23 protein-coding genes are annotated in these 22,061 nt (G+C 48.7%); 15 read left to right on the top strand and 8 right to left on the bottom strand.

Annotated elements, in window-relative coordinates:
- Window positions 1–5: 5 nt before the first annotated feature.
- On the top strand, window positions 6–1,580 hold the full coding sequence (locus GWG06_RS21890) for an FAD-dependent monooxygenase (RefSeq protein WP_160715992.1): 1,575 nt from the start codon (window positions 6–8) through the stop codon (window positions 1,578–1,580).
- 24 nt (window positions 1,581–1,604) lie between these two features.
- On the opposite strand, the gene GWG06_RS21885 is transcribed toward GWG06_RS21890, so the two are convergent.
- Entirely contained in the window at window positions 1,605–2,537 is a 933-nt protein-coding gene (locus GWG06_RS21885; protein WP_160715990.1) for a LysR family transcriptional regulator, read from the bottom strand.
- Window positions 2,538–2,634: 97 nt separating this feature from the next.
- Between GWG06_RS21885 and GWG06_RS21880 the strand changes: the two genes are divergently transcribed.
- Genes GWG06_RS21880 through GWG06_RS21865 form a run of 4 tightly spaced genes read left to right on the top strand, consistent with a single transcriptional unit; the run spans window position 2,635 to window position 5,501 of the window.
- Window positions 2,635–3,246, top strand: a complete 612-nt coding sequence (locus GWG06_RS21880) for an NAD(P)H-dependent oxidoreductase (RefSeq protein ID WP_160715988.1) — start codon at window positions 2,635–2,637, stop codon at window positions 3,244–3,246.
- Complete coding sequence (locus tag GWG06_RS21875; protein ID WP_127041906.1) at window positions 3,243–3,530, top strand: putative quinol monooxygenase; 288 nt, start codon at window positions 3,243–3,245, stop codon at window positions 3,528–3,530. Before GWG06_RS21880 ends, GWG06_RS21875 begins: the two co-directional genes overlap by 4 nt.
- A 5-nt stretch (window positions 3,531–3,535) precedes the next feature.
- The gene (locus GWG06_RS21870) at window positions 3,536–4,519 is read left to right on the top strand and encodes an aldo/keto reductase (RefSeq protein WP_160715986.1); all 984 of its coding nucleotides are present in this window, start codon (window positions 3,536–3,538) and stop codon (window positions 4,517–4,519) included.
- Window positions 4,520–4,523: 4 nt separating this feature from the next.
- The gene (locus GWG06_RS21865; protein WP_127041910.1) at window positions 4,524–5,501 is read left to right on the top strand and encodes a cyclase family protein; all 978 of its coding nucleotides are present in this window, start codon (window positions 4,524–4,526) and stop codon (window positions 5,499–5,501) included.
- Window positions 5,502–5,658: 157 nt separating this feature from the next.
- Here the strand turns inward: GWG06_RS21865 and GWG06_RS21860 are convergent, their stop codons facing one another.
- On the bottom strand, window positions 5,659–5,808 hold the full coding sequence (locus GWG06_RS21860) for a hypothetical protein (protein WP_160715984.1): 150 nt from the start codon (window positions 5,806–5,808) through the stop codon (window positions 5,659–5,661).
- 208 nt (window positions 5,809–6,016) lie between these two features.
- Here GWG06_RS21860 and GWG06_RS21855 point away from each other — a divergent pair, with 208 nt between their 5' ends.
- The 4 genes from GWG06_RS21855 (at window position 6,017) to GWG06_RS21840 (ending at window position 10,511) form a co-directional block, all read left to right on the top strand.
- The gene (locus GWG06_RS21855; RefSeq protein ID WP_160715982.1) at window positions 6,017–6,427 is read left to right on the top strand and encodes a hypothetical protein; all 411 of its coding nucleotides are present in this window, start codon (window positions 6,017–6,019) and stop codon (window positions 6,425–6,427) included.
- A gap of 510 nt (window positions 6,428–6,937) precedes the next feature.
- Complete coding sequence (locus tag GWG06_RS21850) at window positions 6,938–8,344, top strand: TolC family protein (protein ID WP_160715980.1); 1,407 nt, start codon at window positions 6,938–6,940, stop codon at window positions 8,342–8,344.
- Between the two features lie 46 nt (window positions 8,345–8,390).
- Window positions 8,391–9,347, top strand: coding sequence for an HlyD family secretion protein (locus tag GWG06_RS21845; protein WP_127041916.1), 957 nt, complete (start codon window positions 8,391–8,393; stop codon window positions 9,345–9,347).
- 6 nt (window positions 9,348–9,353) lie between these two features.
- Entirely contained in the window at window positions 9,354–10,511 is a 1,158-nt protein-coding gene (locus tag GWG06_RS21840; RefSeq protein WP_160715978.1) for an ABC transporter permease, read from the top strand.
- A 153-nt stretch (window positions 10,512–10,664) separates the two neighbouring features.
- On the opposite strand, the gene GWG06_RS21835 is transcribed toward GWG06_RS21840, so the two are convergent.
- Together GWG06_RS21835 and GWG06_RS21830 are read right to left on the bottom strand one after the other, a co-directional pair.
- The gene (locus GWG06_RS21835; protein WP_160715976.1) at window positions 10,665–11,057 is read right to left on the bottom strand and encodes a cytidine deaminase family protein; all 393 of its coding nucleotides are present in this window, start codon (window positions 11,055–11,057) and stop codon (window positions 10,665–10,667) included.
- Between the two features lie 23 nt (window positions 11,058–11,080).
- Window positions 11,081–11,989 carry a GNAT family N-acetyltransferase gene (locus GWG06_RS21830; protein ID WP_160715974.1) on the bottom strand — a complete coding sequence of 303 codons (909 nt, stop codon included), beginning with the start codon at window positions 11,987–11,989 and terminating at the stop codon, window positions 11,081–11,083.
- Window positions 11,990–12,236: 247 nt separating this feature from the next.
- Here GWG06_RS21830 and GWG06_RS21825 point away from each other — a divergent pair, with 247 nt between their 5' ends.
- Both GWG06_RS21825 and GWG06_RS21820 read left to right on the top strand, forming a co-directional pair.
- Complete coding sequence (locus tag GWG06_RS21825; RefSeq protein ID WP_160715972.1) at window positions 12,237–13,814, top strand: Na+/H+ antiporter; 1,578 nt, start codon at window positions 12,237–12,239, stop codon at window positions 13,812–13,814.
- A complete protein-coding gene (locus GWG06_RS21820; protein ID WP_160715971.1) occupies window positions 13,814–14,857 on the top strand; it encodes an MBL fold metallo-hydrolase in 1,044 nt (347 codons plus the stop codon). Before GWG06_RS21825 ends, GWG06_RS21820 begins: the two co-directional genes overlap by 1 nt.
- 125 nt (window positions 14,858–14,982) lie before the next feature.
- Here the strand turns inward: GWG06_RS21820 and GWG06_RS21815 are convergent, their stop codons facing one another.
- The 3 genes from GWG06_RS21815 to GWG06_RS21805 all read right to left on the bottom strand — a co-directional run bounded on the left by GWG06_RS21815 (window position 14,983) and on the right by GWG06_RS21805 (window position 18,784).
- Entirely contained in the window at window positions 14,983–17,415 is a 2,433-nt protein-coding gene (locus GWG06_RS21815; RefSeq protein ID WP_160715970.1) for an ABC transporter permease, read from the bottom strand.
- 266 nt (window positions 17,416–17,681) lie between these two features.
- Window positions 17,682–18,074 (bottom strand): RidA family protein, encoded by a 393-nt coding sequence (locus tag GWG06_RS21810; protein WP_160715969.1) that lies wholly within the window; start codon window positions 18,072–18,074, stop codon window positions 17,682–17,684.
- Between the two features lie 143 nt (window positions 18,075–18,217).
- A complete protein-coding gene (locus tag GWG06_RS21805; protein ID WP_160715968.1) occupies window positions 18,218–18,784 on the bottom strand; it encodes a Crp/Fnr family transcriptional regulator in 567 nt (188 codons plus the stop codon).
- Between the two features lie 163 nt (window positions 18,785–18,947).
- Between GWG06_RS21805 and GWG06_RS21800 the strand changes: the two genes are divergently transcribed.
- Window positions 18,948–19,922 (top strand): DUF2268 domain-containing putative Zn-dependent protease, encoded by a 975-nt coding sequence (locus GWG06_RS21800; RefSeq protein ID WP_160715967.1) that lies wholly within the window; start codon window positions 18,948–18,950, stop codon window positions 19,920–19,922.
- Window positions 19,923–20,070: 148 nt separating this feature from the next.
- Here GWG06_RS21800 and GWG06_RS21795 read toward each other — a convergent pair whose 3' ends face one another.
- Window positions 20,071–20,265, bottom strand: a complete 195-nt coding sequence (locus GWG06_RS21795; protein WP_160715966.1) for a hypothetical protein — start codon at window positions 20,263–20,265, stop codon at window positions 20,071–20,073.
- 337 nt (window positions 20,266–20,602) lie between these two features.
- Between GWG06_RS21795 and GWG06_RS21790 the strand changes: the two genes are divergently transcribed.
- The 3 genes from GWG06_RS21790 (at window position 20,603) to GWG06_RS21780 (ending at window position 22,061) form a co-directional block, all read left to right on the top strand.
- Window positions 20,603–20,959: a DUF4180 domain-containing protein gene (locus GWG06_RS21790; RefSeq protein WP_160715965.1), complete on the top strand. Its 357-nt coding sequence runs from the start codon at window positions 20,603–20,605 to the stop codon at window positions 20,957–20,959.
- 71 nt (window positions 20,960–21,030) lie between these two features.
- Window positions 21,031–21,246 (top strand): dodecin family protein, encoded by a 216-nt coding sequence (locus GWG06_RS21785; RefSeq protein ID WP_127041679.1) that lies wholly within the window; start codon window positions 21,031–21,033, stop codon window positions 21,244–21,246.
- Window positions 21,247–21,395: 149 nt separating this feature from the next.
- Window positions 21,396–22,061 (top strand): NAD-dependent epimerase/dehydratase family protein, encoded by a 666-nt coding sequence (locus GWG06_RS21780; RefSeq protein WP_160715964.1) that lies wholly within the window; start codon window positions 21,396–21,398, stop codon window positions 22,059–22,061.

Below are 22,061 nucleotides of genomic sequence, written 5' to 3'. Positions count from 1 at the left end.
GCTTTATGAAAACGACACCATCAGGCGGACAATCCGCACAAAATCATGCATACGATGTTATCATCTCCGGCGCAGGACCCGTTGGGCTGTGGCTGGCCTGTGAACTGGCGCTGGCAGGATGTTCCGTATTAATACTGGAAAAGGCGGAAAGCCCTGACTCACCGTTGAAACGTATGCCTTTCGGTATGCGCGGCCTCAATGCTCCTACCGTCGACGCCCTTTACCGCCGCGGTCTGCTGAACGAATTTAAAATACATCAGCACCTCAAAAATCCACACAGCGTCTCTGCACCGGCGCCTCGCCGCCAGGCAGGCCACTTCGCCGGCATACCATTTTATTTCGATGATGTGGATGCTGCTCAATGGAAATACCGGCTGCCCGGTACTATCAATAACCACCTGTTATCCGAAATGGAAGAAGTGGAATCAGTGCTGACCCGCCGCGCTGAAACCCTTGGCGTATCGATACTGCGCGGCCTGGGCGTGACCGACTTCCGGCAGACCGCCACCGGGGTAACTGTTGAAGCAGGCGATCGTTCCTTCACGGGTAAATGGCTCGCAGGCTGTGACGGCGCGCGTAGTGTGATCCGCAAGAAAGGAGCGTTTGATTTCGCCGGGACAGAACCGGAGTTTACCGGCTACTCCCTGCTGGTGGATATTGCCGATCCCGGAAAACTCAAACCCGGCCGCAATAAAATGGCGACCGGTATGTATCTGCAATCGCAGCCTGGATACCTCATCATGCAGGACTTTGACGGCGGTGCATTCCGCAATGCGGATAAACCGGTTACACTTGAACATGTGCAGCAGCTGCTGCGCCGCATTTCTGAAACAGATGTGACTGTCACCGCGCTGCACCTCGCAACGACATGGACAGACAGAACCCGGCAGGCTACCAGCTACCGCAACGGCCGGGTGTTTTTAGCCGGAGACGCCGCACATATCCATTCGCCACTGGGCGGCCAGGGGCTGAACCTGGGGCTGGGCGATGCCATGAACCTGGGATGGAAACTCGCTGCTGTCATCAACGGGAAAGCGCCTGAAGATCTGCTGGACACCTATACTGCCGAACGGCACCCGGTCGGAGTACAGGTACTGGACTGGTCGCGCGCACAGGTAGCCATCATGAAACCTGATGCTGCTTCCAATGCATTGTACAATATTATCGCTGACCTCATGCATACCCGCAATGGCGCTACCTACATGGCGGAACGCGTGTGGGGCGTAAACATGCACTACCCGCCCGGTAATCATCCGATGACCGGTTACAGCGTTCCTGATTTTGAACTGGAAGATGGCACGAAGCTCGGCGCATTCATGCAGGAAGGGCATGGGATACTGCTTGATTTTGAAGGCAATGCCACCCTGAAAACATGGGCGGCTGCCTATAGTAACAGCATCAGGTATATTGCCCGCAGCGCCAAAGAGCAGCTGGGTGTGAGCGCCCTGCTGGTACGCCCTGATGGTATCGTTGCCTGGGCGGCTGATCAGGTGGCAGACGACAATAATCTCCGCGAGGTTGCCGCCCGCTGGTTTGTTCCTGACCAGGATCAGGTAACAGCCCTGATCAGAACAGTATAAATAAATGCAGATGCCTTCAGCTGACTATCGCTGAAGGCTTTCTTCTTCCGTTACCGTCAGTTCCCACTTCTCCCGTAACAACTGCTCCAGCTGCGCAATTTCTTTCTGATACATCGTCTTTTTTCTGGTCCCGAAGTAAAGCACATTCTCCAGCGGATGAGTACCTTCCCACACCGCTTTTATCTTTCCCGATTTAATATATTCTGTACAAAGAAAATCAGGCACTATCGAAAACCCGGTGCTGTCGCTCAGACAACGGATAATAGAACTGATGTTCGGCACTATATAATTAGGACTGAAATCAGGATGCTCCCCGAAATGCGTGAGCCAGAAGTTTTTCAGATGCTCCATATCCGCAGCTGTACTATACCAGAGCTGCTGCTTCAGTAACCGTGTAGCTTCCTTCAGCTTACCCTGCTGAAACAAATCTTCCAGTCCGGCTGTTTCTGTTTTACAACCGGCTATCAACACAATCCTTTCCTTGGAAAACGGGAGGTACTGCAGATTCTGCTGATTGCCCTTTTGCGGCGTAATAATCAGGTCCAGCAGGCCATTATCGAGATCCTGCTGCATCTGGGGATATTCGCCGAATTTAATGATGAGGTTAAACGGCAGACTGGCAATATGTTCTTCCAGGGTGTATTGAAATGTCTCAAAGCACATCCCCACGCTGATCGTTACCCGCTCATCCTTCGAGCGCTTGTGAAAATGCTGTTCCCCTGTTTCCAGTTTCTTCAGCGGTTCAAATATGTAGTTGTACAAAATTTTACCCTTTTCTGTCGGGACCATTTTTCTGGCTGAGCGGTCAAACAGCTTATACCCGGTAAAGGCTTCGAGCGAGTTTAAGTGAAGGCTCACTCCCGGCTGGGATACAGAAAGTTCCTGCGCCGCAGCAGATAAGGTACCGGTTTCATATATGGCTTTGAATGTCCGGAGCCACTCTAAGTTCCATCGCATAACTATAATTTTTCTGATATAAAGGTGCAATTTAAGTTATTTGTGTGATATATAAAAATGATAGAATTTTGCATTATCAATAATTAAAATTATAGAAATGAAGATATTTATCATTAACGCAGGACAGGTTTTCGCACATTCAGGCGGGAAGTTCAACGAAATGCTGACAGGCTGGACAACCTCCTTCCTGAAAAGAAAAGGACTGGAATACCGCGTAGCCAATATCAACAATGATTTTGACGCTATGGAAGAGGTAGAAAACTTTAAATGGGCTGACATGGTCATCTATCATACGCCTGTCTGGTGGTTCCAGGTGCCGGGCCGCTTAAAGAAATATATCGATGACGTGTTTACCGCCGGCCACCAGAACGGGATGTACGCCAGTGACGGCAGAAGCCGCCTGAACCCGGCTATCAATTACGGAACCGGCGGACTCATGCAGGGGAAAAAATACATGGTCACCACCACCTGGAATGCCCCTGATACCGCATTTACTCTCCCCGGAGAGTTTTTTGACCAACGGCCTGTCGATGACGGCGTACTGTTCGGCTTTCATAAAATGAACCAGTTCGTTGGCATGACCCGAACGGAAGGCTTCCATTTCCATGACCTGGAGAAAAACGCAACTGAAGAGCGCATTGTCAATTACCGCCGCAATTATCTCAGTCATCTGGAAGAAATATTCACCCTTGAAAAACAATTATCATGAACATCTGGCTGACGGCTGTCATCAAAACAAAACCGGAATACCGCGAAGAAGTACTGGCTGTACTGCAACATATGGTACAGGAAACCAGAAAGGAAGAAGCGTGCCTCCTGTACGACCTTCATCAGGGAACAACAGATAAAGACCTCTTTGTTTTCTATGAAATATGGAAGAACCAGGAAGGACTGGATGCACATAACAGGCAACCATACATCGCGGCATTCGCCGCACTGGCGGCCGGCAAGCTGGCGGAAGCCCCGCAGATTTATCTCACAGAAAAAATATAAAAACAATGGAATACAGAATATTGGGCAATGCAGATCTGAAATTATCAGCTATCACCTACGGCGCATTTGCCATCGGAGGCAACATGTGGGGCGGTAACGAAAGAAAGGATTCCATAGCATCCGTAAAGGCATCGCTGGACAATGGCGTTACAACCCTTGACACGGCCCCGTTCTACGGATTCGGACTGAGCGAAGAAATGATCGGCGAAGCCATCAAAGGATACGACAGAAGCAATATTCAGCTGCTGACCAAATTTGGCCTCGTCTGGGATGGAAGCAATAGTGGCAAAGGTGAATTTTTCTTTGACGCGGAAGAAGCCGGAAAGAAAATACCTGTCTATAAGTACGCTGCCAAAGCCAGTGTGATCAAAGAAGTGGAAGATAGCCTGAAGCGGCTGCAAACGGACTATATCGATCTGTTACAGATTCACTGGCCTGACAGCACCACGCCGGTCAGCGAAACCATGGAAGCATTGGAATTACTGCAGCAGCAGGGAAAGATCCGGGCTGCCGGTGTGAGCAACTACAGTGTGGAACTGGTGGAAGCAGCCCGGAAAAACCTGCAGATCGCCAGCAACCAGGTAGGTTACAGTATGCTGAACCGCGGTATTGAAAAGGATCTTGTACCATACGCCCTGGAACATCAGCTGGGCATCATTGTATACAGCCCGATGGAAAGAGGACTGTTAACCGGTAAATATTTTAAAGATGGTAAACTGAAAGAAGACGATCACCGCAACGGATACTTCGGACAGTTTGACCTTGCCAAAGTGAAAACATTTTTAGATACAATTACGCCGCTGGCAGAAGCCAAAAACGCTACACTTTCCCAATTGGTATTACGCTGGACCATGCTGCAACCTGCTATCACCATAGTGCTCGCAGGAGCGAGAAATGCCGCACAGGCTACAGCCAATGCCCGGGCAGCAGATATTGATATTACCCCGGAAGAAATGCAGTTCATCCATTCAGCGCTTTCAAAAATTTAAAGTCATGAAAAGAAATATTATCAGCAAGGTACTGCTGTCAGGAATGTTGCTGTCAGCCGCCTTCCAGGCAAATGCACAACAGCAGAAGCTCTCCGTAAATCCAAAAGATACCGGCTGGTACCATGCGCCTTACGGCCGTAACGATGAAATAGGCGCCGCCAATTTAATAACACCGGAACTGGTGCTGCAGTCTTTAAAGCTCGTCAGGCAAGGAAAAACCCTGCCGCTGGCGGTGCCAATAGATAAACACCTGCCGGCTTTCCGGCATCGCAGTTTTCATCTCTACAATATCCAGCCGGGAGAACAGGGAGGCCGCACGCTGGGACCTAATAAATTCAGCTTTAACGATGAACTGGTGAACGGCTGGACCGGTGTGGGTACACAGCTGAACGGCATTGGGCACATCGGTATTGATAACGTGTATTATAACGGAAACAAGGCCACGGATTTTGTGACGGTGGAAGGCGTGAAAAAACTGGGAATAGAAAAGGTGCCGCCCATTGTTACCCGCGCGGTTTTACTGGATATGACAGCCTGGTACGGGAAGAAAATTGTTCCGGGAGGAACCGTGTTTACCGTAGCTGATATTGAGTCAGTGCTTAAAAAGGAAGGCCTTACCCTGAGAAAGGGAGATGTGATACTATTTAACACCGGATGGCTGGAGCTGATCGGAAAGGATAACAACCAGTTCCTGGAAACAGAACCCGGTATCGGTATGGAAGCCGCGCAGTGGCTGGCAGATAAGGGCATAGTCGCCTTCGGCGGCGATACCTGGGCCACGGAAGTGTATCCCAATCCCGGTAGCGGGGAAGAATTTCCGGTCAACCAGTTTATGCTGGCCAAGAAAGGTATTTACAACCTGGAACTGATTGATACCAGACCGCTGGTGAAGGAAAAGGTTTGGGAATTTTTATTTGTGCTGGGGCAACCGTTGTACGTAGGTTCTACACAGGTAAATATCAACCCCGTGGCGATCTGGTAAGTTTACGAAACTTAATAGTATCCGGATTCACATGTACGGGTTACTGCAGCAATAATGCAAAAGCCGCATGCACAGTGCTATGCGGCTTTTGTCATGGCGTCCGGCACTGCCTTCTGCCATTATGAGTGAACAGTCAGGGAAAATCAGTTGGATCTGCTTAACAGCTAAACTCTACCGAAGCACAGGTCCGCAACGTAAATTCACAGGTCCAGTCGCCTACTGTAGGGCGCTTTGCTGATTCAACCTGCTTATTCAGTCTGGCTACTACCACTTTGCTCAGTTTTAATTTTCTGGTTTCTTTTTTCATAACGCTTCTTTTTAGGGTGATGTAAATGGTGACACTTACCAAATATAACCAATAATTACCGCCGGAAATATCCCGTAAAACCGGTAATATGCAGCGATCTCTGCTGCTGTCAGCGCCTAGCCGGTATTAATTTCCCATGATTTTCTGCGGTAGCATTACCAGTATACCGCCGGGTGCATTACCTTCGCACTTATATCCCCCCGATGCTATGAACCGGACAACGTTTCCCCATACCGCTGTAAAAGTTATGCTGATCCTGCTGGCAGCTATTATCCTTTTTCATATAGCCGTTACCGTAAAGCTGATACCGTATGATATTGTCTGGGGCGGCCGCATTACCAGCAATGAACAGCTGCTGACCGCTGAAATCATCTCCATTACCATCAACCTGCTGCTGATAGCCGTACTGCTCCTGAAGGCAGATTATATCCGTCATACTTTACCGCAACGCTGGCTGAATATCATACTGTGGGCGTATGTGGTATTGTTTGCCCTCAATACTGCCGGTAACCTGATGGCCGAAAATCAGCTGGAGAAAATTATGTTCACGCCGGTAACCCTGTTGTTTGTAATCCTGCTGATACGTATCGCGGTAGCAACACCTGAAAAAAGGAGATAGTCTTAGCATTTTGTTAAAATGAGCAGATAGCCGTATAGGCGTGTATGCTGCTAAAATCTGCTGTGGTAAGAGGTTGTATCGGTTGTGTGTAATTTTCTGTACTGCTTTCTAATGTCGTTTTAATCCATTTCTTACCGTTTTATAACCAATTTTGTGTTGGTTTGCGATAATTCCGGCCGGTTTTCTCGCGGCCTTTCCTGTTTCTGCCCTGATCTGTACCTGTCTGTGCTTGTCCTGCGTGTGTCCGGTGGCGTTATACCGCCGGCATCTTCCCGTAAAAAAGACGGCAACAATTGTTTTTGTCAGCAGCAGCTGATAAAAATCTGTTTTGAAAAGATGTGGCGGAGCAACATCATTTTAAATAAATAAACATTAATTTACTTTATATGTTAATTAAAAGAAATACTGATGAATGATCGATAGGATACCTTACCCCCAGGAAGAATGATATTGTCATCCCCGCGGAATCTGAACGAAAGATATTATCTGGATTAAAACATTTTTTTATCAATGAAGAATAAGCTGTTTTTTCTGCTCCTGTCACTTATATTCTATCACTACGGTAACGCACAAACGGCGCCTGCTTTTAAAGAGCTGCTGGACAGTGCCATGGTGAAGGATGCAGACCTCAGAGCGCAACTGGCTAAAAATAAACTGACCAGCCTGGATCAGCATAAACTGAAAGATGTTTATCTGCCTACGCTGGAAGTGAGTGGTATGGCGGGTTATCTGAATGCCACGGCAAGAATCATTTCTCCTGAATTAAATCTGCAGCCGTTCCTGAATATTCCGGAAGGTAAGTATAATAACAACATCAATGCATCAGGTTTCTCCGGGCTGGCAAAGGCAGACGCCAAAATGCTGCTGTATTCCGGCGGGAAGGTGAAACAGCTGGGCAAAGCACTGGCAGAGAAAAAGCTGTCGGAAAATGTACTGCTGGAGAAAACGGCAGATGATGTGGCCGCCACCATTTCCCGCGCATACGACCAGCTGGCCCTGGTACATCAGTCAAAAAAGGTGCTGGACGAAGGGAAAAGAAGACTGGATGCCAATCGTAAAACGGCCGACAAAGCCCTGGGATATGGGCTTATCACACCATATGACCATAAGAAGATAGAGCTGGCCCAGGCCACCCTGGATGCTAAAGTAGCAGAATATGAAGGGAAGAAGGAATTGCTGCTGACGCAACTGGAAGTACTTACCGGTATCGGCAAGGACAGGCTGCGTCTGATAGAACCCGCGCTGGTGGCTGTAGCGCCGGCAGTGCTGCAGCGAACCATTGAAGAACGTGCAGAGATACGCGCCCTGAATCATGGCATTAACGCATCCGGCTATAAGATTAAGGCAGAACAGACCTGGTGGATTCCAAAAGTACAGCTCATGGCTTCGTCTTTCTATGTCGGCCTGTACGGTACCCGGATTAAATCATCGGATAATATCATCCCCGAAATTCCGGCTATAGGATACCCTGGCCGTAAGCTGGACTGGCGGCCTACCAACCTGAACATCTTTCCTTCGGTCATGGCCGGCATCGGATTTAAATGGGAGATTTTTGACGGCAGGGAAGGGAAGCATGCCATAGAAACAGCCCGCATAGACCGCGAGCTGCTGCAGAACCAGAAATATGACGCACTGCGCAAACTCACGCTGAATCAGGCTAACAACCAATCCAACTTTGAAATTGCGAATGCACAGATTGCGCTGAAGAGAAAGCAGAAGGAGATGGCCGCCAGCGCCCTGGTACAGGCGGAAAAGGAATTCCGCTACGGCATGAGTAAATCCACCCAGCTGATAGAAGCCGAAAATGACCTGGAAGCGGCAGAACTGGACTATCAGAATGCCGTGTTCAATCAGCGCCGTGCAGCCATAGAACTGATGCGCTCCACACAGGAGCTGGATATCAGCAAACTGTATTAACGCATACCTGTTCTGAATCACCATTACTAAAATTAACAGCTATAAAATGAGAATTACTACCTGCATATCACTGATGATTTTACTGGCACTGGCGGGCTGCAGTCCCCGGAAACGGGATGCAGACAGGTTTGAGGGCAAAGCCAAAAAGGATGTTGTGTCTTTTGCCCCGAAGGTGACCGGCAGAATACTGAAAATTTTTGTGGCAGAAGGGCAGACCGTAAAAAAAGGAGATACTCTGGCATTACTGGATGTTCCGGAAGTATCAGCTAAAATTGCACAGGCCCAGGGAGCCGTCAACGCCGCTACCGCGCAGGAACAGATGGCGCGCAACGGCGCTACCCCCGACCAGATGAAACAGCTGCAGGCCAAATACAAAGGACTGAAAGAACAGTACGAGTTTGCAAAGAAATCGTATGCCCGGGCCACCAATATGTTCAACGACAGCCTCATGGCGCCGCAGGCATACGATGAAATTTACGCTAAGCTGCAGGGCGCAAAAGCGCAATACGATGCAGTGGTAGCGGAACTGGATGACGTGAAAAGAGGCACCCGTGTGGAAAAGGTGAATATGGCCGCCGGTCAGGCCTCCCAGGCGAAAGGCGCGCTGCAGGAAGCCAACGTGGCTTATTCAGAAAGATATGTCATCGCTACAAACGATATGGATATTGAAACCATCAGCCTGAACCCCGGAGAACTCGCCACCGCCGGCTTTGCGCTCTTCAACGGATATATCCCCGGCAGCACGTATTTCCGGTTCACCGTACCGGAAAGTAAAATATCGCGCTACAAAAAAGGACAGGAGGTAAAGTTGCAGCTCCTGTATAACAAAGAGGAAGTAGACGGTACTATTGCCTACATCAAGCAGCTGACCCGCTATGCCGATATCACCACCGCCTATCCTGACTACCAGGTGCAGGATGCCGTGTATGAAATTAAGGTACAGCCAAAAGATATGAGCAAGGCAAAAGATGTACTGGTAAATGCGAGTGTTATCCTGAAATAATTAGGCATGAAAGAATTTATCCGATTGTTGAAACGTGAGTTCAAGCTGTTCATTGGCAATGCTACCCTGCGCACGGTATTTTTCCTGGCGCCGGTATTTTATGCCACCCTGCTGGGCTTTGTATATAAAAGCGGGAAAGTAGAGAATACACCTGTTATCGTGATTGATAAGGATAACACGCCGTTATCCAATCAGCTCGTGGAAATGCTGGGTGATAACAAGAGCATCCGCATACTGAAATACCTGCAGGAACCTGCCAGTATCAATGACGAAGTAATCAGAAAAGAGGCAGCGGCTGTCGTAATGATCCCTTCCCGCTTTGAGGCGGACCTGCTGCAGAAAAAGTATCCGGAAGTCAATGTATATGTCAACACCGGAAACGTATTAACGGCCAATTTCGCTTCCAAGGCTTTACAAATGACGATAGGCACCTTTTCTGCCGGCGTTTCCATTAAAGGCCTGCAGAAGATGGGGATGCCCGCTTCCCGGGCGGTGACACAGTACGAACCGTTTAAAACCAATTACATTACACTTTTCAATACCACCAGCAACTACCTCATTTTTATGTGGCCGGCCATGCTGGCAGTAGTATTACAGCAGGTGATCCTGCTCGCCATGGCAGTCAGCTTTGCGGCCGAATTCCAGCGTGGTTCCTTCACGGAAGAGTACCGCTCTATGCGTCGCTGGGCATTCCCGACTATGCTCATCAAAGTTATTCCCATCTGGATATTTTCTATCCTGATCGTATCTGTCTATTACCTGATGCATATCCTTTTCCGCGTACCATTGCCGGAAAGCATCCTGAGCTTTATCTGGCTGACCACTTTCTTCGTGGGGTCAGCTTCCTTTATGGGGGTATTTGTCAGCATCCTCATTCCCGATGCGCTGAAAGCTACCCAGATACTGATGGTCATTGCTTCGCCGGCCTTCATCATCAGTGGTTTTACCTGGCCGCTCAACGCCATGCCTGCATTTGTACAGTTCATGGCCAACATCATCCCTTTAACACCTTTCCTGCAGGCATTTAAAATTCTGCTGATCCAGAAAGGCACCGTAGACCTGACATATCCATTTATCAGGCACCTGAGCGTTTTGCTGATCGTATACGCCTTACTGGGATGGCTGGCGTTGAAGATAAAAATGTGGAGAATGTTTAAAAAATAATTGCGAATTACGAATTGCGAATTACGAATGAGGAGCGAAGAACTAAACGAATATTTAAGGTGATAACTATCAAATATCCTCCTTAAATCTACGTTTAGTTCTTCGCTCCTCATTCGTAATTCGCAATTCGCAATTCGTAATTAATCTAAACCATTACCATTCCCTTCCCAACCCCTCTTTCCAATCATACGGCAGTAATGCCTCCAGCTTCACCAGCACACCGTTTCTCACTTCTATTGTGGCCTGCAGGTTCTCCCTGGATAGTTGGCTCATCAGTTCCCGGCAACGTCCGCAGGGGGGCACGGCATCGCCGTTGGCATCTATGGCTACCACTGCTTTTATCAGGTGTTCGCCGTGCTTGAGCATGTCGGCAATGGCGCTGTGTTCTGCGCAGAAGCCCATGGAACAGGCGGTATCGATGCTGATGCCGGTGTATATATTACCGGCAGCTGTTTCTATGGCAGCAGATACGCCGGCATATTCTATAAAGTCATTCAGTTTTTTAGGTCTGGCCCATGTATGGGCTATCTCTCTTAAAGGTGTCATGCTGTTCGTTTTTATAGGCTGTATCAGGTATGAGAGAGGACAGGTATCATATAGCGATGTTCCCGGAACAGCGGCAGCAGTTCCGGTGATACAAACAAGGTCAGGTCTTCTTCCTTGTGTTCCCGGTAGCTAAAGCCGTTTTCTGCAGGTGCAAAGCCCAGGGCTACGGTGTGTATGGTGTCGTCTGCAAAGGCGGCAATAACATCATCCAGCGCTATGGCGGTGGGAGCGCAGATTTCCAGGATATGCAGCGTATCATCTTCCTGCTGCGCTACTACGGCTGCCTGCAGTGATTCGATATAATAAACGGAATCCCTGAAGCCGAATTTCGGATAGGCGTAACAGTAGAAAAACAACAGGCTGTAGTTCTGCACCGGCAATACAGTATGATACATCGCATGCTTAGCCAGGTTTTCCATCAGCTGTAAATCGGCTGCATTGTCCATGTTCAGCCTGCGTTTGGCTGCAGTATCGGCTTTACGGGGTGTTGTCTTTTTAAATGCCTGGTATTCTTTTACCGGAACAAAACCGAAGCGGGGATAAAAATCAAGTACGGTATCGTTGGCAAATAAAAACATACCATATACCTGGTCTTTGTATTCGCGGGCAATATACTCCATCAGCCACCGGCTCAGGCCCTGCCGCTGATACGCCTTGTCTGTCATCACGGTGCCCTGTTGCAGCAATGTAACAGGCCGGCTGCTGATGAAGCTCCGGAACAGGCTCACCGTCACATGCGATACGGCTTTGTCTCCGTCGAAAAGGGTGTGCAGGATACACGTTTCATCCCAATAGCCGCACTGGTAATAGTTTTCAAAGTCAAAGCCCCAGGTGGCGTGCATCAGGCGGTTAAACTCCTGGCGCCTGCTTTCGTCCTGCTGATAGCCGCTATGCAGCTGAAATGTCTGGTTGTTGATTACTACAGTCTTCATTTGAACATATATTTTTTCTGATAGCCCTGCCCGAATGTACCGAAACTGCCAGAATTCTTCTTCCGGAATGGCGGACAAAATGCTATTTTTATCATGTGTGTGTGGTGTGGAAAAGCGAAGAAAGATGAAGGTATGCTGTCGGAGCTGTATAAGGTAGCATATGATGAATTTCAGAAAGCGCTTAAATGCCGGGAAATTTGCAAATTGTGCAGGATTTAACATCAAACCATAACAACTAAGATCTGATATGCTGGAACACTTCCCCTTTTATTTAGGACTGATAGTCCTGATTATTCTGCTGATAATGCTGGGCAACAGGATCAGGGTAGCTTACCCTGTATTGCTGGTGCTGGCCGGCCTGGGTATCAGTTTTATTCCCGGTATACCTGCGCTCAAAATAGATCCTGAACTGATTTTCATTATTTTCCTGCCACCGTTATTGTATGAAGCCGCCTGGGCAAATTCCTGGAAGGAATTGTGGTTCTGGCGCAGGATCATCGGCAGTTTTGCCTTTGTAGTTGTATTTCTGACAGCTATTTCGGTTGCGCTGGCGGCCAATGCTTTCATTCCGGGGTTCTCGCTGGCACTGGGTTTCCTGCTGGGCGGCATTGTTTCTCCGCCGGATGCGGTAAGTGCCAGCGCCATCCTGAAGTTTGTGAAGGTACCGAAAAGAATGTCTTCCATCCTGGAAGGAGAAAGTCTGCTGAACGACGCTTCCTCCCTGATTATTTTCCGTTTTGCCGCTATCGCCGTATCTACCGGGCAGTTCATCTGGTATAATGCTGCGCTGAGTTTTGTCTGGATGGTGATTGGTGGTATCCTCATCGGTCTGGCAGTGGGATTTGTTTTTCTCAAGGCGCACAAGTGGCTGCCGACAGACGTGAATATGGACATTATCCTTACCCTGGTAACGCCTTACGCCATGTATATTGCAGCAGAGGAAGTACATGCTTCCGGTGTGCTGGCTGTAGTCAGCGGTGGCCTTTTTCTCTCTTATCACCGGCATCGTTTCCTGGGCAGCTCCTCCCGTTTAAGAGGAGAGAATGTCTGGCAGAGCTTTGTCTTTTTGTTAAACGGCCTGGTATTTATGTTGATCGGGTTAGATCTTCCTGAAATTACTTCCGCCCTGAAGCAGGAAGGCATTGGCTTTTATGAGGCAACGGGATACGGGCTGCTGATTACAGCAGTGTTGATTTTAGGCAGAATGCTGGCAGGCTTCGGGGCATTGATTGTTACCCGGATTGCGAGTTATTTTATTACGGTGGCAGATAAGAATCCGGGGGCCAGAGCGCCGCTCATTATGGGCTGGACAGGCATGCGCGGCGTGGTTTCGCTGGCAGCGGCGTTGTCGGTTCCTGTTATCACCAGCAGCGGAGCGGCCTTCCCGCACCGGAATCTGGTATTGTACATCACCTTCATCGTTATCCTGGTAACGCTGGTATTGCAGGGGTTAACGCTGCCACTGCTGATCAGGAAAGTGAAGCTGCCGGCATTCAACGACCATATGCCGGAGGAAGAAACGGCTGCCCTGCTCCGGGAAGAGCTGGCAAAAGTATCGCTGGCTATGCTCCGGGCAGATCATCAGGAGGAACTGTCGCACAGCTTCCATCTGCAGAAATTATCACGGCTGTGGCAGAACCAGCTGGAATCTGATGAAACAGTAAATGTTCCTGCAAATATTAAATCTATCTATAAAAAAATTCTTGACAGGCAACGTCAGCTGTTATTGCAGATGAACAAGGAAGAACAGCGTATTGATGAAGAAATTGTCAGGAAATTTCTTCACCAGATAGACCTGGAAGAAGAAAAACTAAAACTGGAATAATGGCTTTAAGTAAGAAATATGGCCGGTTCCCCGATGCCGGACGGAAAGCATATTTTAATACGCTTTCCAATTATAAAAGCGGGCAGTTTCAGAACCTGATCCCTACACCAGCACTGGTGGAAGGAGAGAATATGATGAAGGTGCTGTGGCAGTTTTTCGGGAAGCATACAGATACCGAGCCATCGCGTCCGCTGCCTTCCGTGAAAACGGATCTGAAAAGCCTGGCGCCGGAAGAAAATGTACTGGTATGGTTCGGACACAGTTCCTACTTCATCCAGGCCGAGGGCCTGAAACTCCTGGTAGACCCTGTATTCAGCGGTAATGCATCGCCCATCCGGGGATCGGTAAAAGCATTTCCCGGTGCAGATATTTACCATGCGGATGATATGCCGGAGATAGATGTGCTCCTTATTTCCCATGACCATTGGGATCATCTGGATTATCCTACCATGCAGCTGCTGAAGCAAAAAGTGAAAAAGGTGATCTGCGGACTGGGAGTAGCGCAGCATTTTGAGTACTGGGCCTGGGACAAAAATAAACTTGTTGAAAAGAACTGGTATCAGACGGAAACATTGGGCGCCGGTAATACGATAACGTTAACGCCTGCACGGCATTTTTCCGGCAGGCTGCTGCACCGCAATATTTCACTATGGACCTCCTTTGTATGGCAAACGCCAGCCAGGAAATTATTCCTGGGCGGCGACAGTGGCTATGGTCCGCATTTTAAGAGTATAGGCGCACAATTCGGACCTTTTGATCTGGCCATCCTGGAATGCGGGCAATACAATGAGAAATGGCCCTACATCCATTCCCTGCCAAATGAAGTGGTAACAGAAGCCAGGGAGCTGCAGGCAAAGAACCTGATGCCGGTGCATCATTCTAAATTCAAGCTGGCCCAACATCCCTGGTATGAACCTTTACAATGGGTGACCTCACTGGCCGAAGCGGCCGGCGTGCCGGTTATCACGCCACTGATCGGCGAAAAGGTAAACCTGGACCAGCCCGGCAAAACCTGGAACAAATGGTGGGAGCAGGTAAAGTAGTCAGATCTCCCAACGCAACACAAACAACAGGAAAAGTAATGGCAGTAAAACAATTTAATCATCAAACCACACCACACAAACGGCAGGAAAAAATAACCAAATCTCAAATAAAAAAAATAATAAAATCACTCCGCTTTTAACGATTTCACCGGGTTCATCAATGCTGCCTTCACTGACTGGAAGGAAACGGTAATCAGTGCGATGGTGACTGCCATCATACCGGCCACCACAAATACTGTCCAGCCGATGTTAACATGATAGGCAAAATTCTCCAGCCAGCGGTTCATGCCGTACCATACCAGCGGAACAGCCACGATAATGGCAATGAGTACCAGCCGCAGGAAATCCTTTGATAATAATATCACTACCTGTTGTACACTGGCGCCCAGTACTTTGCGCACACCTATTTCCCGCGTGCGTTGTTCTGCAATAAAGGCGGAAAGGCCCAGTAATCCCAGACAGGCCACCGTAACAGCCAGGATCGCAAAAGTGGTGAATATGCGTCCGGCCTGCTGTACATCTTCATACATGCGGGCAAAGGTTTCATCCATAAAAGTATAGCGTATCGGTTGATGCGGTGCAAAGCTCTTCCACACGCTATTGACGGATGCCAGCACCTGCGGCAGGTCCGGCGATTGTATTTTAACAGCTACCATATCCGGATAGCCACCGAGCCTGAGGCAAAGCGGACCTATTTCCTGTTTCATAGATTCATAGTGGAAATTTTCCAGCACACCGATGACGGTAAAGGTTTGTCCGGAGTTGGAAACGCGTTTTTCCAGCGGGTTTTTCAGGTTCAGCCGGCGGGCCATCGCCTGGTTGATAATCACCGCCTGTGAATCGGTAGGCATGGCAGCTGAAAAATTACGGCCCTCCGCGATATGCATGCCCAGTGTCTGGATATAATCCGGATCCACACTCCATATCTGAGCGCCGACAGCACTCTCTGATTCCCGTCTGCCTTCATTCCAGAAGGCATTCTGATCCCGCTGCGTGCCCTCCACCGGTAAGTAGCCGCTGATGGTAGCATGTGCAACGCCCGGTACCTGCAGCAAGGCTTTCTTAAAGGTCTGCGCCTGCTCTTTCAATGTACCGGCGCCCTGTATCAGCAACACCTGTTCTTTGTCAAAACCAGCCTTCTTATGCAGGATATATCCCATCTGCCGGTAGATAATCATAGTAGCCACAATGAGTATAACGGAAGCGGCAAACTGGAATACGACCAGTACGCTGCGCAGGGTGGCGCTTTTATTGCCGGCGGCAGCGCCGCCTTTGAGTACCTGCACCGGCTTCAGGGAGGACAGATAAAAGGCGGGATACAGCCCTGCCACTATGCCTACTATAATGATGGAAACCAGTATCCCTGGTGTAAACCACCAGGCGGCCCAGGGGATTGTCAGGGACCGGGAGGCGAGCGAATTGAAAAAAGGCAGCAGCAGATATGCCAGCAGGATGCCCAGGAGGAAGGAAAGAAAACTGTACAGCAAAGACTCCGCAAGGAACTGGCGTATCAGGCCGGAACGCGCTGCGCCGATTGCTTTTTTAAGTCCTATTTCCTTCGCTCTGCCGGCCGAACGGGCGGTAGTCAGGTTCATGAAATTGATGCAGGCAATCAGGAGAATGAATCCCGCCACAGCTCCAAAGAGCCATACCAGGCGTATGTCACCGTGATGTATACCGTCCTGTATACCGGCAGACCTGAGATGGATGTCTGCCACAGGTTGCAGCGTAATCTTTGCTTTTTCTGCCATGGTAGCGGCATTCACATCTCCGACTTCCTTCATGGCAGGAACATAGTACCCCCGGATGATGCCGGTGGTGATTTTGTTTTCCAGCGCCGCAACATCAGTACCGGCGCGCAGTTTAACATATGTAGTATAATTGGATGCTCTCCAGAATGTTTGTTCGCCGGGCCAGAATTCAACTCCTTTGAGCGTTATCAGAAAATCCTGCCGGAAGTGGGAGGTAGAAGGGAAATCAGCTATAACGCCGCCGATTTTATAAGGCTTATCTGTTTTATCGTTGAGGATAAGCAGTTTACCCACCGGGTTTTCTCCCGGGAAATACTTTGCTGCTTTACGTTGTGTGATGACAATGGTATTCGGCTCCGTCAGCGCCTGTGCAGGGTTACCGTAAATAAAAGGAGGCTGCAGTATATCCAGCAGTTCCTGATCTGCATATACCAGCCCTTCTTCATAGCTGTTGCCGGTGCGGTCTGCCCGCCTGACCTGACTGTTACCCGCACCGCTCCAGCCGGGGTTATCCAGGTATCTGCCGGTCTTCTCTACTTCCGGATAGTCTTTCTGCAGCGTGGCTGCCAGCGGCGCCGGCCACGCGCAGCCCTTCTCTGTCACCATCTTGTTATTGATGATGCCGATTACCCGGTAAATACGATCTGCCTGCGGAATGTGCCGGTCGAAGCTCAGCTCATTCATGATATATAAAAAGATCAGCAGGCACGAGGCAATGCCCAGTGCAAATCCGCATATCTTAATGGCTGCATACATTTTCTGTCTGGCCAGATTACGCCAGGCGATTTTGAAATAGCTGCTTAACATGTCCGGCTTTTTTCTCCCACCCGCTAACACAAGAATGCTGCCACCCCTGTAAATGCTGAAATATGGCTCTTTTACACGTTCCTGTATTGTTTGTTTGTCCGCATATGAACGCAGGCAGCGTCCGGATCCGGACAGCCATTTAATTATTTGAGATTTGGTTATTTGAGATTTTCTTCTCTGCAGTGTGTCTTCTTAAATACAGAGGGCATCTTGCCGGGAAGAAAATCTCAAATAACCAAATCTCAAATAATCACATCTCAAATGTCTCACGTTTTCACCACCGTGGCTTCCAGTTCTACCTTTAGTGTTTCAAAGAGGCTTTTAACTTCCAGCAGGGTGAGGGCCTGCTGTACGCCGTGCCTGGCGATCCATTCCCGGAAAATATCAAAACATTCCCACAGCTCAGCGGTGGCGGTAGTATAGATATTTAACCTTACAATGCCGCTGCAGGAGTAGCCGGCGGTATGGATAACTGTTTCCAGGTTTTCCAGGGCCTGGAGCAGCTGTGTTTTCATGTCGCTGTTGCTGGAAATGCCGTCAGTGCTGATAGCGGCCTGTCCTGAACAGTACAGGATGCTTTCCGGTTGTTTCACTTCAACGGCCTGCGCATAGCTGCGCTGATCCTGCCATTGCCAGGGATTGATTACTCGTTTTTCCATTTTTGTATGATAAATGTGTTGGCGCCAACGGGTAATAAAATCTATGCTGCAAAGATGATAACAACGATCGTTTTTTACGTGTGACAAATATCACAATTCAGGTAACGTTTCAGGCAGGATATGGAATATGATGGAGGTGCGGCTCATGAACGGCCAAGCCTGCTGAGGGTTTCCCGCGAAACGCCCAGGTAGGCGGCCAGCTGTGTTTTAGGTACTCTTTGAAGGAGGGAAGGATACCGGTGCAGCAACTGCTCATAGCGCTCCTTGGCATTGGAGGTGAGAAAGGATAATATCCGCTGCTGTGCGCCGATATTACCGTAGTTGGATTTATGCAGAAAGAACTGCTCCATCTTACGAAGACCGGCGCAGAGCTGCCGGTAATCTTCCAGGGTAAGACAAAATAAATCGGTAGCTTCTATGCATTGCAGGGACATGGTAGCGTTACGCTGCGTATAAAAGGCCAGGTAGTCGCTTTCCCACCAGTCTTCCATGGCAAAGGAAGCAATATGCTGTTTGCTGGAATCATCGTCATATACCAGCTTTAAAAGTCCGGATACAACAAAATAGGAATACTTTACCCGTTCTCCCTGCTGAAACAGAAACTCGCCCCTGGCGGCATGCCGGATGCTGAAATGAGCAGCGATAAAGGTAAACTCATCATCCGTGAGCGGTACTATCTTTTCAATATGTTGTCTTAATATTTCCTGCATACGCTGCATTTTATACCCGCTCAGATTAAATCTCAGATCATTAAATAATAAAATAACAAAATCTTCTCTGAAGTGACGGCCGAATTTTACTAATTTTACTTTTAAATCCTATGCCCGGAGGAATAATACAACCAATATCAACTGTCAAAAATTTCTGGATCAAATGAAAAAATTATGCTGCTCTTTGCGCAAAAACACGCGTGTGTATTTTGCTGCATTTGTATTTTCTCTGGTATGCCCGTTGTCCGCGTTTTCACAACATGAACCTGCCGCACTAACATCCGATATCGATCATTTCTGGGCTGCCTATGACAGCGTCCGGCCTTTGCAGGATAGAGAAAAACAGGTACAGCTGATGCAATCCATGTATATTGATAAAGGTACTGACGGATTAAAGGCATTCATGAAGCTCAGGAGATTTGATGCTGCCAGGCTGGTAGATGCGGTGAATAAATATCCCCGGTTCTGGAGTTCTATCCGTAGCAATACGTTTACGATTAAGGAAAAAATTCCGGCAATTGAAAAGCATATCCGGGATTTCAACGTGTTGTATCCTGAGTATCGCCCGGCAAAGATATTCTTTACTATCACTGCCATCCGCGCGGCGGGTACCACCAAAGATTCCATGGTGCTCATCGGATCTGAAATAACCATGGGCGATCCCGCTACCGATGTATCTGAGTTTCCGGATAAAAGACTGGCGAACTTCTTTCAGTCGCAGCAAACCAATAACATCATTCCGGTGGTGGTGCACGAGTACGTACACACGCAGCAGAAGAGCGAAGGCAAAACCCTGCTGGGACAGTCCCTCTGTGAAGGGGCCTGCGACTTTATCACAGAACTGGTGCTGCGGCAACCGCTGCAGAATGCCTACCTGCGTTATGGCAGAGAAAATGAAAAGGCGCTGAAAGAAGCATTCAAAAAGGAAATGATGGGAGAAGATTATTCCAACTGGCTGTATAACGGAACAGTAACAAAGACAATGGGCGACCTGGGGTATTTTATGGGATATACTATCTGCAAGTCTTATTACAAGCGGGCGAAAGACAAGCAACAGGCAGTGAAGGATATTATCACCCTGAATTATGCAGACCAGGCGGCCATTACGGCTTTCCTGTCAGCTTCCGCATATTACTGAGTATCCTGACAGCTCATGGTAAAGGCGTACGACAGTACGCCTTTACCATTTATAGCAGCAGCATATCAGCCGGTGATCTGTTCCTGGTAATGGGAGGCAATAAAATCCCATTTGCCAAATAATGTCAGCCTGGCTGCATGCGCCAGCCTTACGGATGCTTCATTGTCCAGCTGGCAGCGGTTTTCAGCGTCATGAGGCCTTCCGGAAGATCCGGCTTTGTGGTGATGCAGCAGGTGGCATCGCTATATAATAAAGTGCCGTTGCTGAAAATAGCCTTCCAGTAATCTGTCGCGGTTGATGAAAAACCGGTGCTGCTGCTGAGCCATGTCGTGTAATCCGTCATAAGTGCCTGTTTATTATACCTTCTGATCTACATCGATTTTGAATGTCTGTGGGATAAATTCATGAACTTGTCGAGATAGCAAGACCTCCTTTTTCCATGCAACCAATGGCGGTGCGGGCCGTCTTTCTCTAAACAGCGATGGCAACCGGGAACAATCCGCCGGTATGCTGCTGAACAGGCAGCGCAGCCTGCCAGTCACTGGTAAATAACGGGCATTGGCCTGTTCGTACAATAAAACACAACGAGGTAACGCCGGCGCCTGACTCACAGGTGCTGGCTTTTGTCGTTATTCATCCCGGATTACCTTATTTTGCAGCATATTTGAGCCAGATAACCCATGGAAATTATTACCCATCAAAACGGAAACAACCGCATAGCAGAAGTAACATCAGGGAAAATCCTGATCCGGCAGGCAGATGATGCCCTGCAGTTATTTATGGACCTGTACTATCAGGATTTCAACGGTATTATACTGCATGAACACAACATTACCCCGGAATTCTTTGATCTGAAGACCGGCCTCGCCGGTGAAGTATTGCAAAAATGCTCCACCTACCAGGTACGGCTGGCCATTGTCGGGGATTTCTCCGGATACCCCGGTAAAAGTCTGCGTGACTTCATCTATGAAAGCAATAAAGGCAGGCTGGTGAATTTCCTGGATACTGTGGAAGCCGCTGTCAGCAAGGCCCGGTAAATGTCCGGCTATGGCAGACCCTTTTACTGAACATTATCCGCCGACAGATTGTATACCTTAAAACATTTGTTATGGCTATTGTAAAAGTAATCGAGGTAATTGCCTCCTCTGAAAAAGGTATCGAAGATGCGCTGAATAATGCGGTGACCGAAGTATCAAAAACGATTCATAACATTGATTCTGTTTATGTGAAAGATATTAAAGCGCATGTGAAGGATGGGAAGATAACTACCTACGGACTGATATGTAAAGTATCCTTCCGTATAGATGAAAATACGCGCCACTAGGCCCTGATGTGCTATCCCTGAAATACCCCGGCAGCCTGCTGAAACATGGCCGTCAGGGTTTGCTTTGGTTGCAGGTAAGCTCTTTCCTTCGTATATTCGTTGACGTATATTGCAGCCGGAAGTGATCCGGAATACCATAATTCATTGCCATGAAAATCAAAGCTATTATTACAGGCGCTACCGGTATGGTGGGAGAGGGCGTGTTGCTGGAATGCCTGGAACACCCTGATGTGGAGGAAGTGCTGGTTATCAGCCGGAAAGCCAGTGGTTTGTCGCATCCCAGAATGAAGGAAATCATCCATCGTGATTTTTTTGATCTCACCCCGATAGTGCCGCAGCTAAGTGGCTATAATGCCTGCTTTTTCTGCCTGGGTATTTCTTCCGTTGGTGTCAGCCAGGAAGAGTATAGGCATATTACCTATGATCTTACCATGAATATGGCGGATACGCTGGCGCTGGTAAATCCGGATCTGACTTTCTGTTATGTTACCGGTGCCGGAACAGACAGCTCTGAACAGGGCCGTGTAGCGTGGGCGCGGGTGAAAGGCGCCACCGAAAATGCCCTCCTGAAGGTGTTTAAAAATGCGTACATGTTCAGGCCGGCGTTTATGAAACCCAGTGCCGGACAACGCAATGTTAAGAAACTCTTTTACCTCATCAGCTGGATGTATCCTGTTGGCAGAGCGCTGTTTCCCGGCGGTTTCTGCACCATCCGGGAAGTGGCGCTGGCCATGATTCACGTAGCGCAGCGCGGGCATTCCAGACCGGTGCTGGATGTAAAGGATATTGTAAAGCTGGCAGCGGAGAAACAGTAA

Origin of the sequence: Chitinophaga solisilvae, assembly GCF_009928525.1 — a bacterium.
GTDB classification, from domain to species: Bacteria; Bacteroidota; Bacteroidia; order Chitinophagales; family Chitinophagaceae; genus Chitinophaga; species Chitinophaga solisilvae.
The sequence above is the reverse complement of the archived record's forward strand: the minus strand, read 5'-3'. Positions and strand labels throughout refer to the sequence as shown.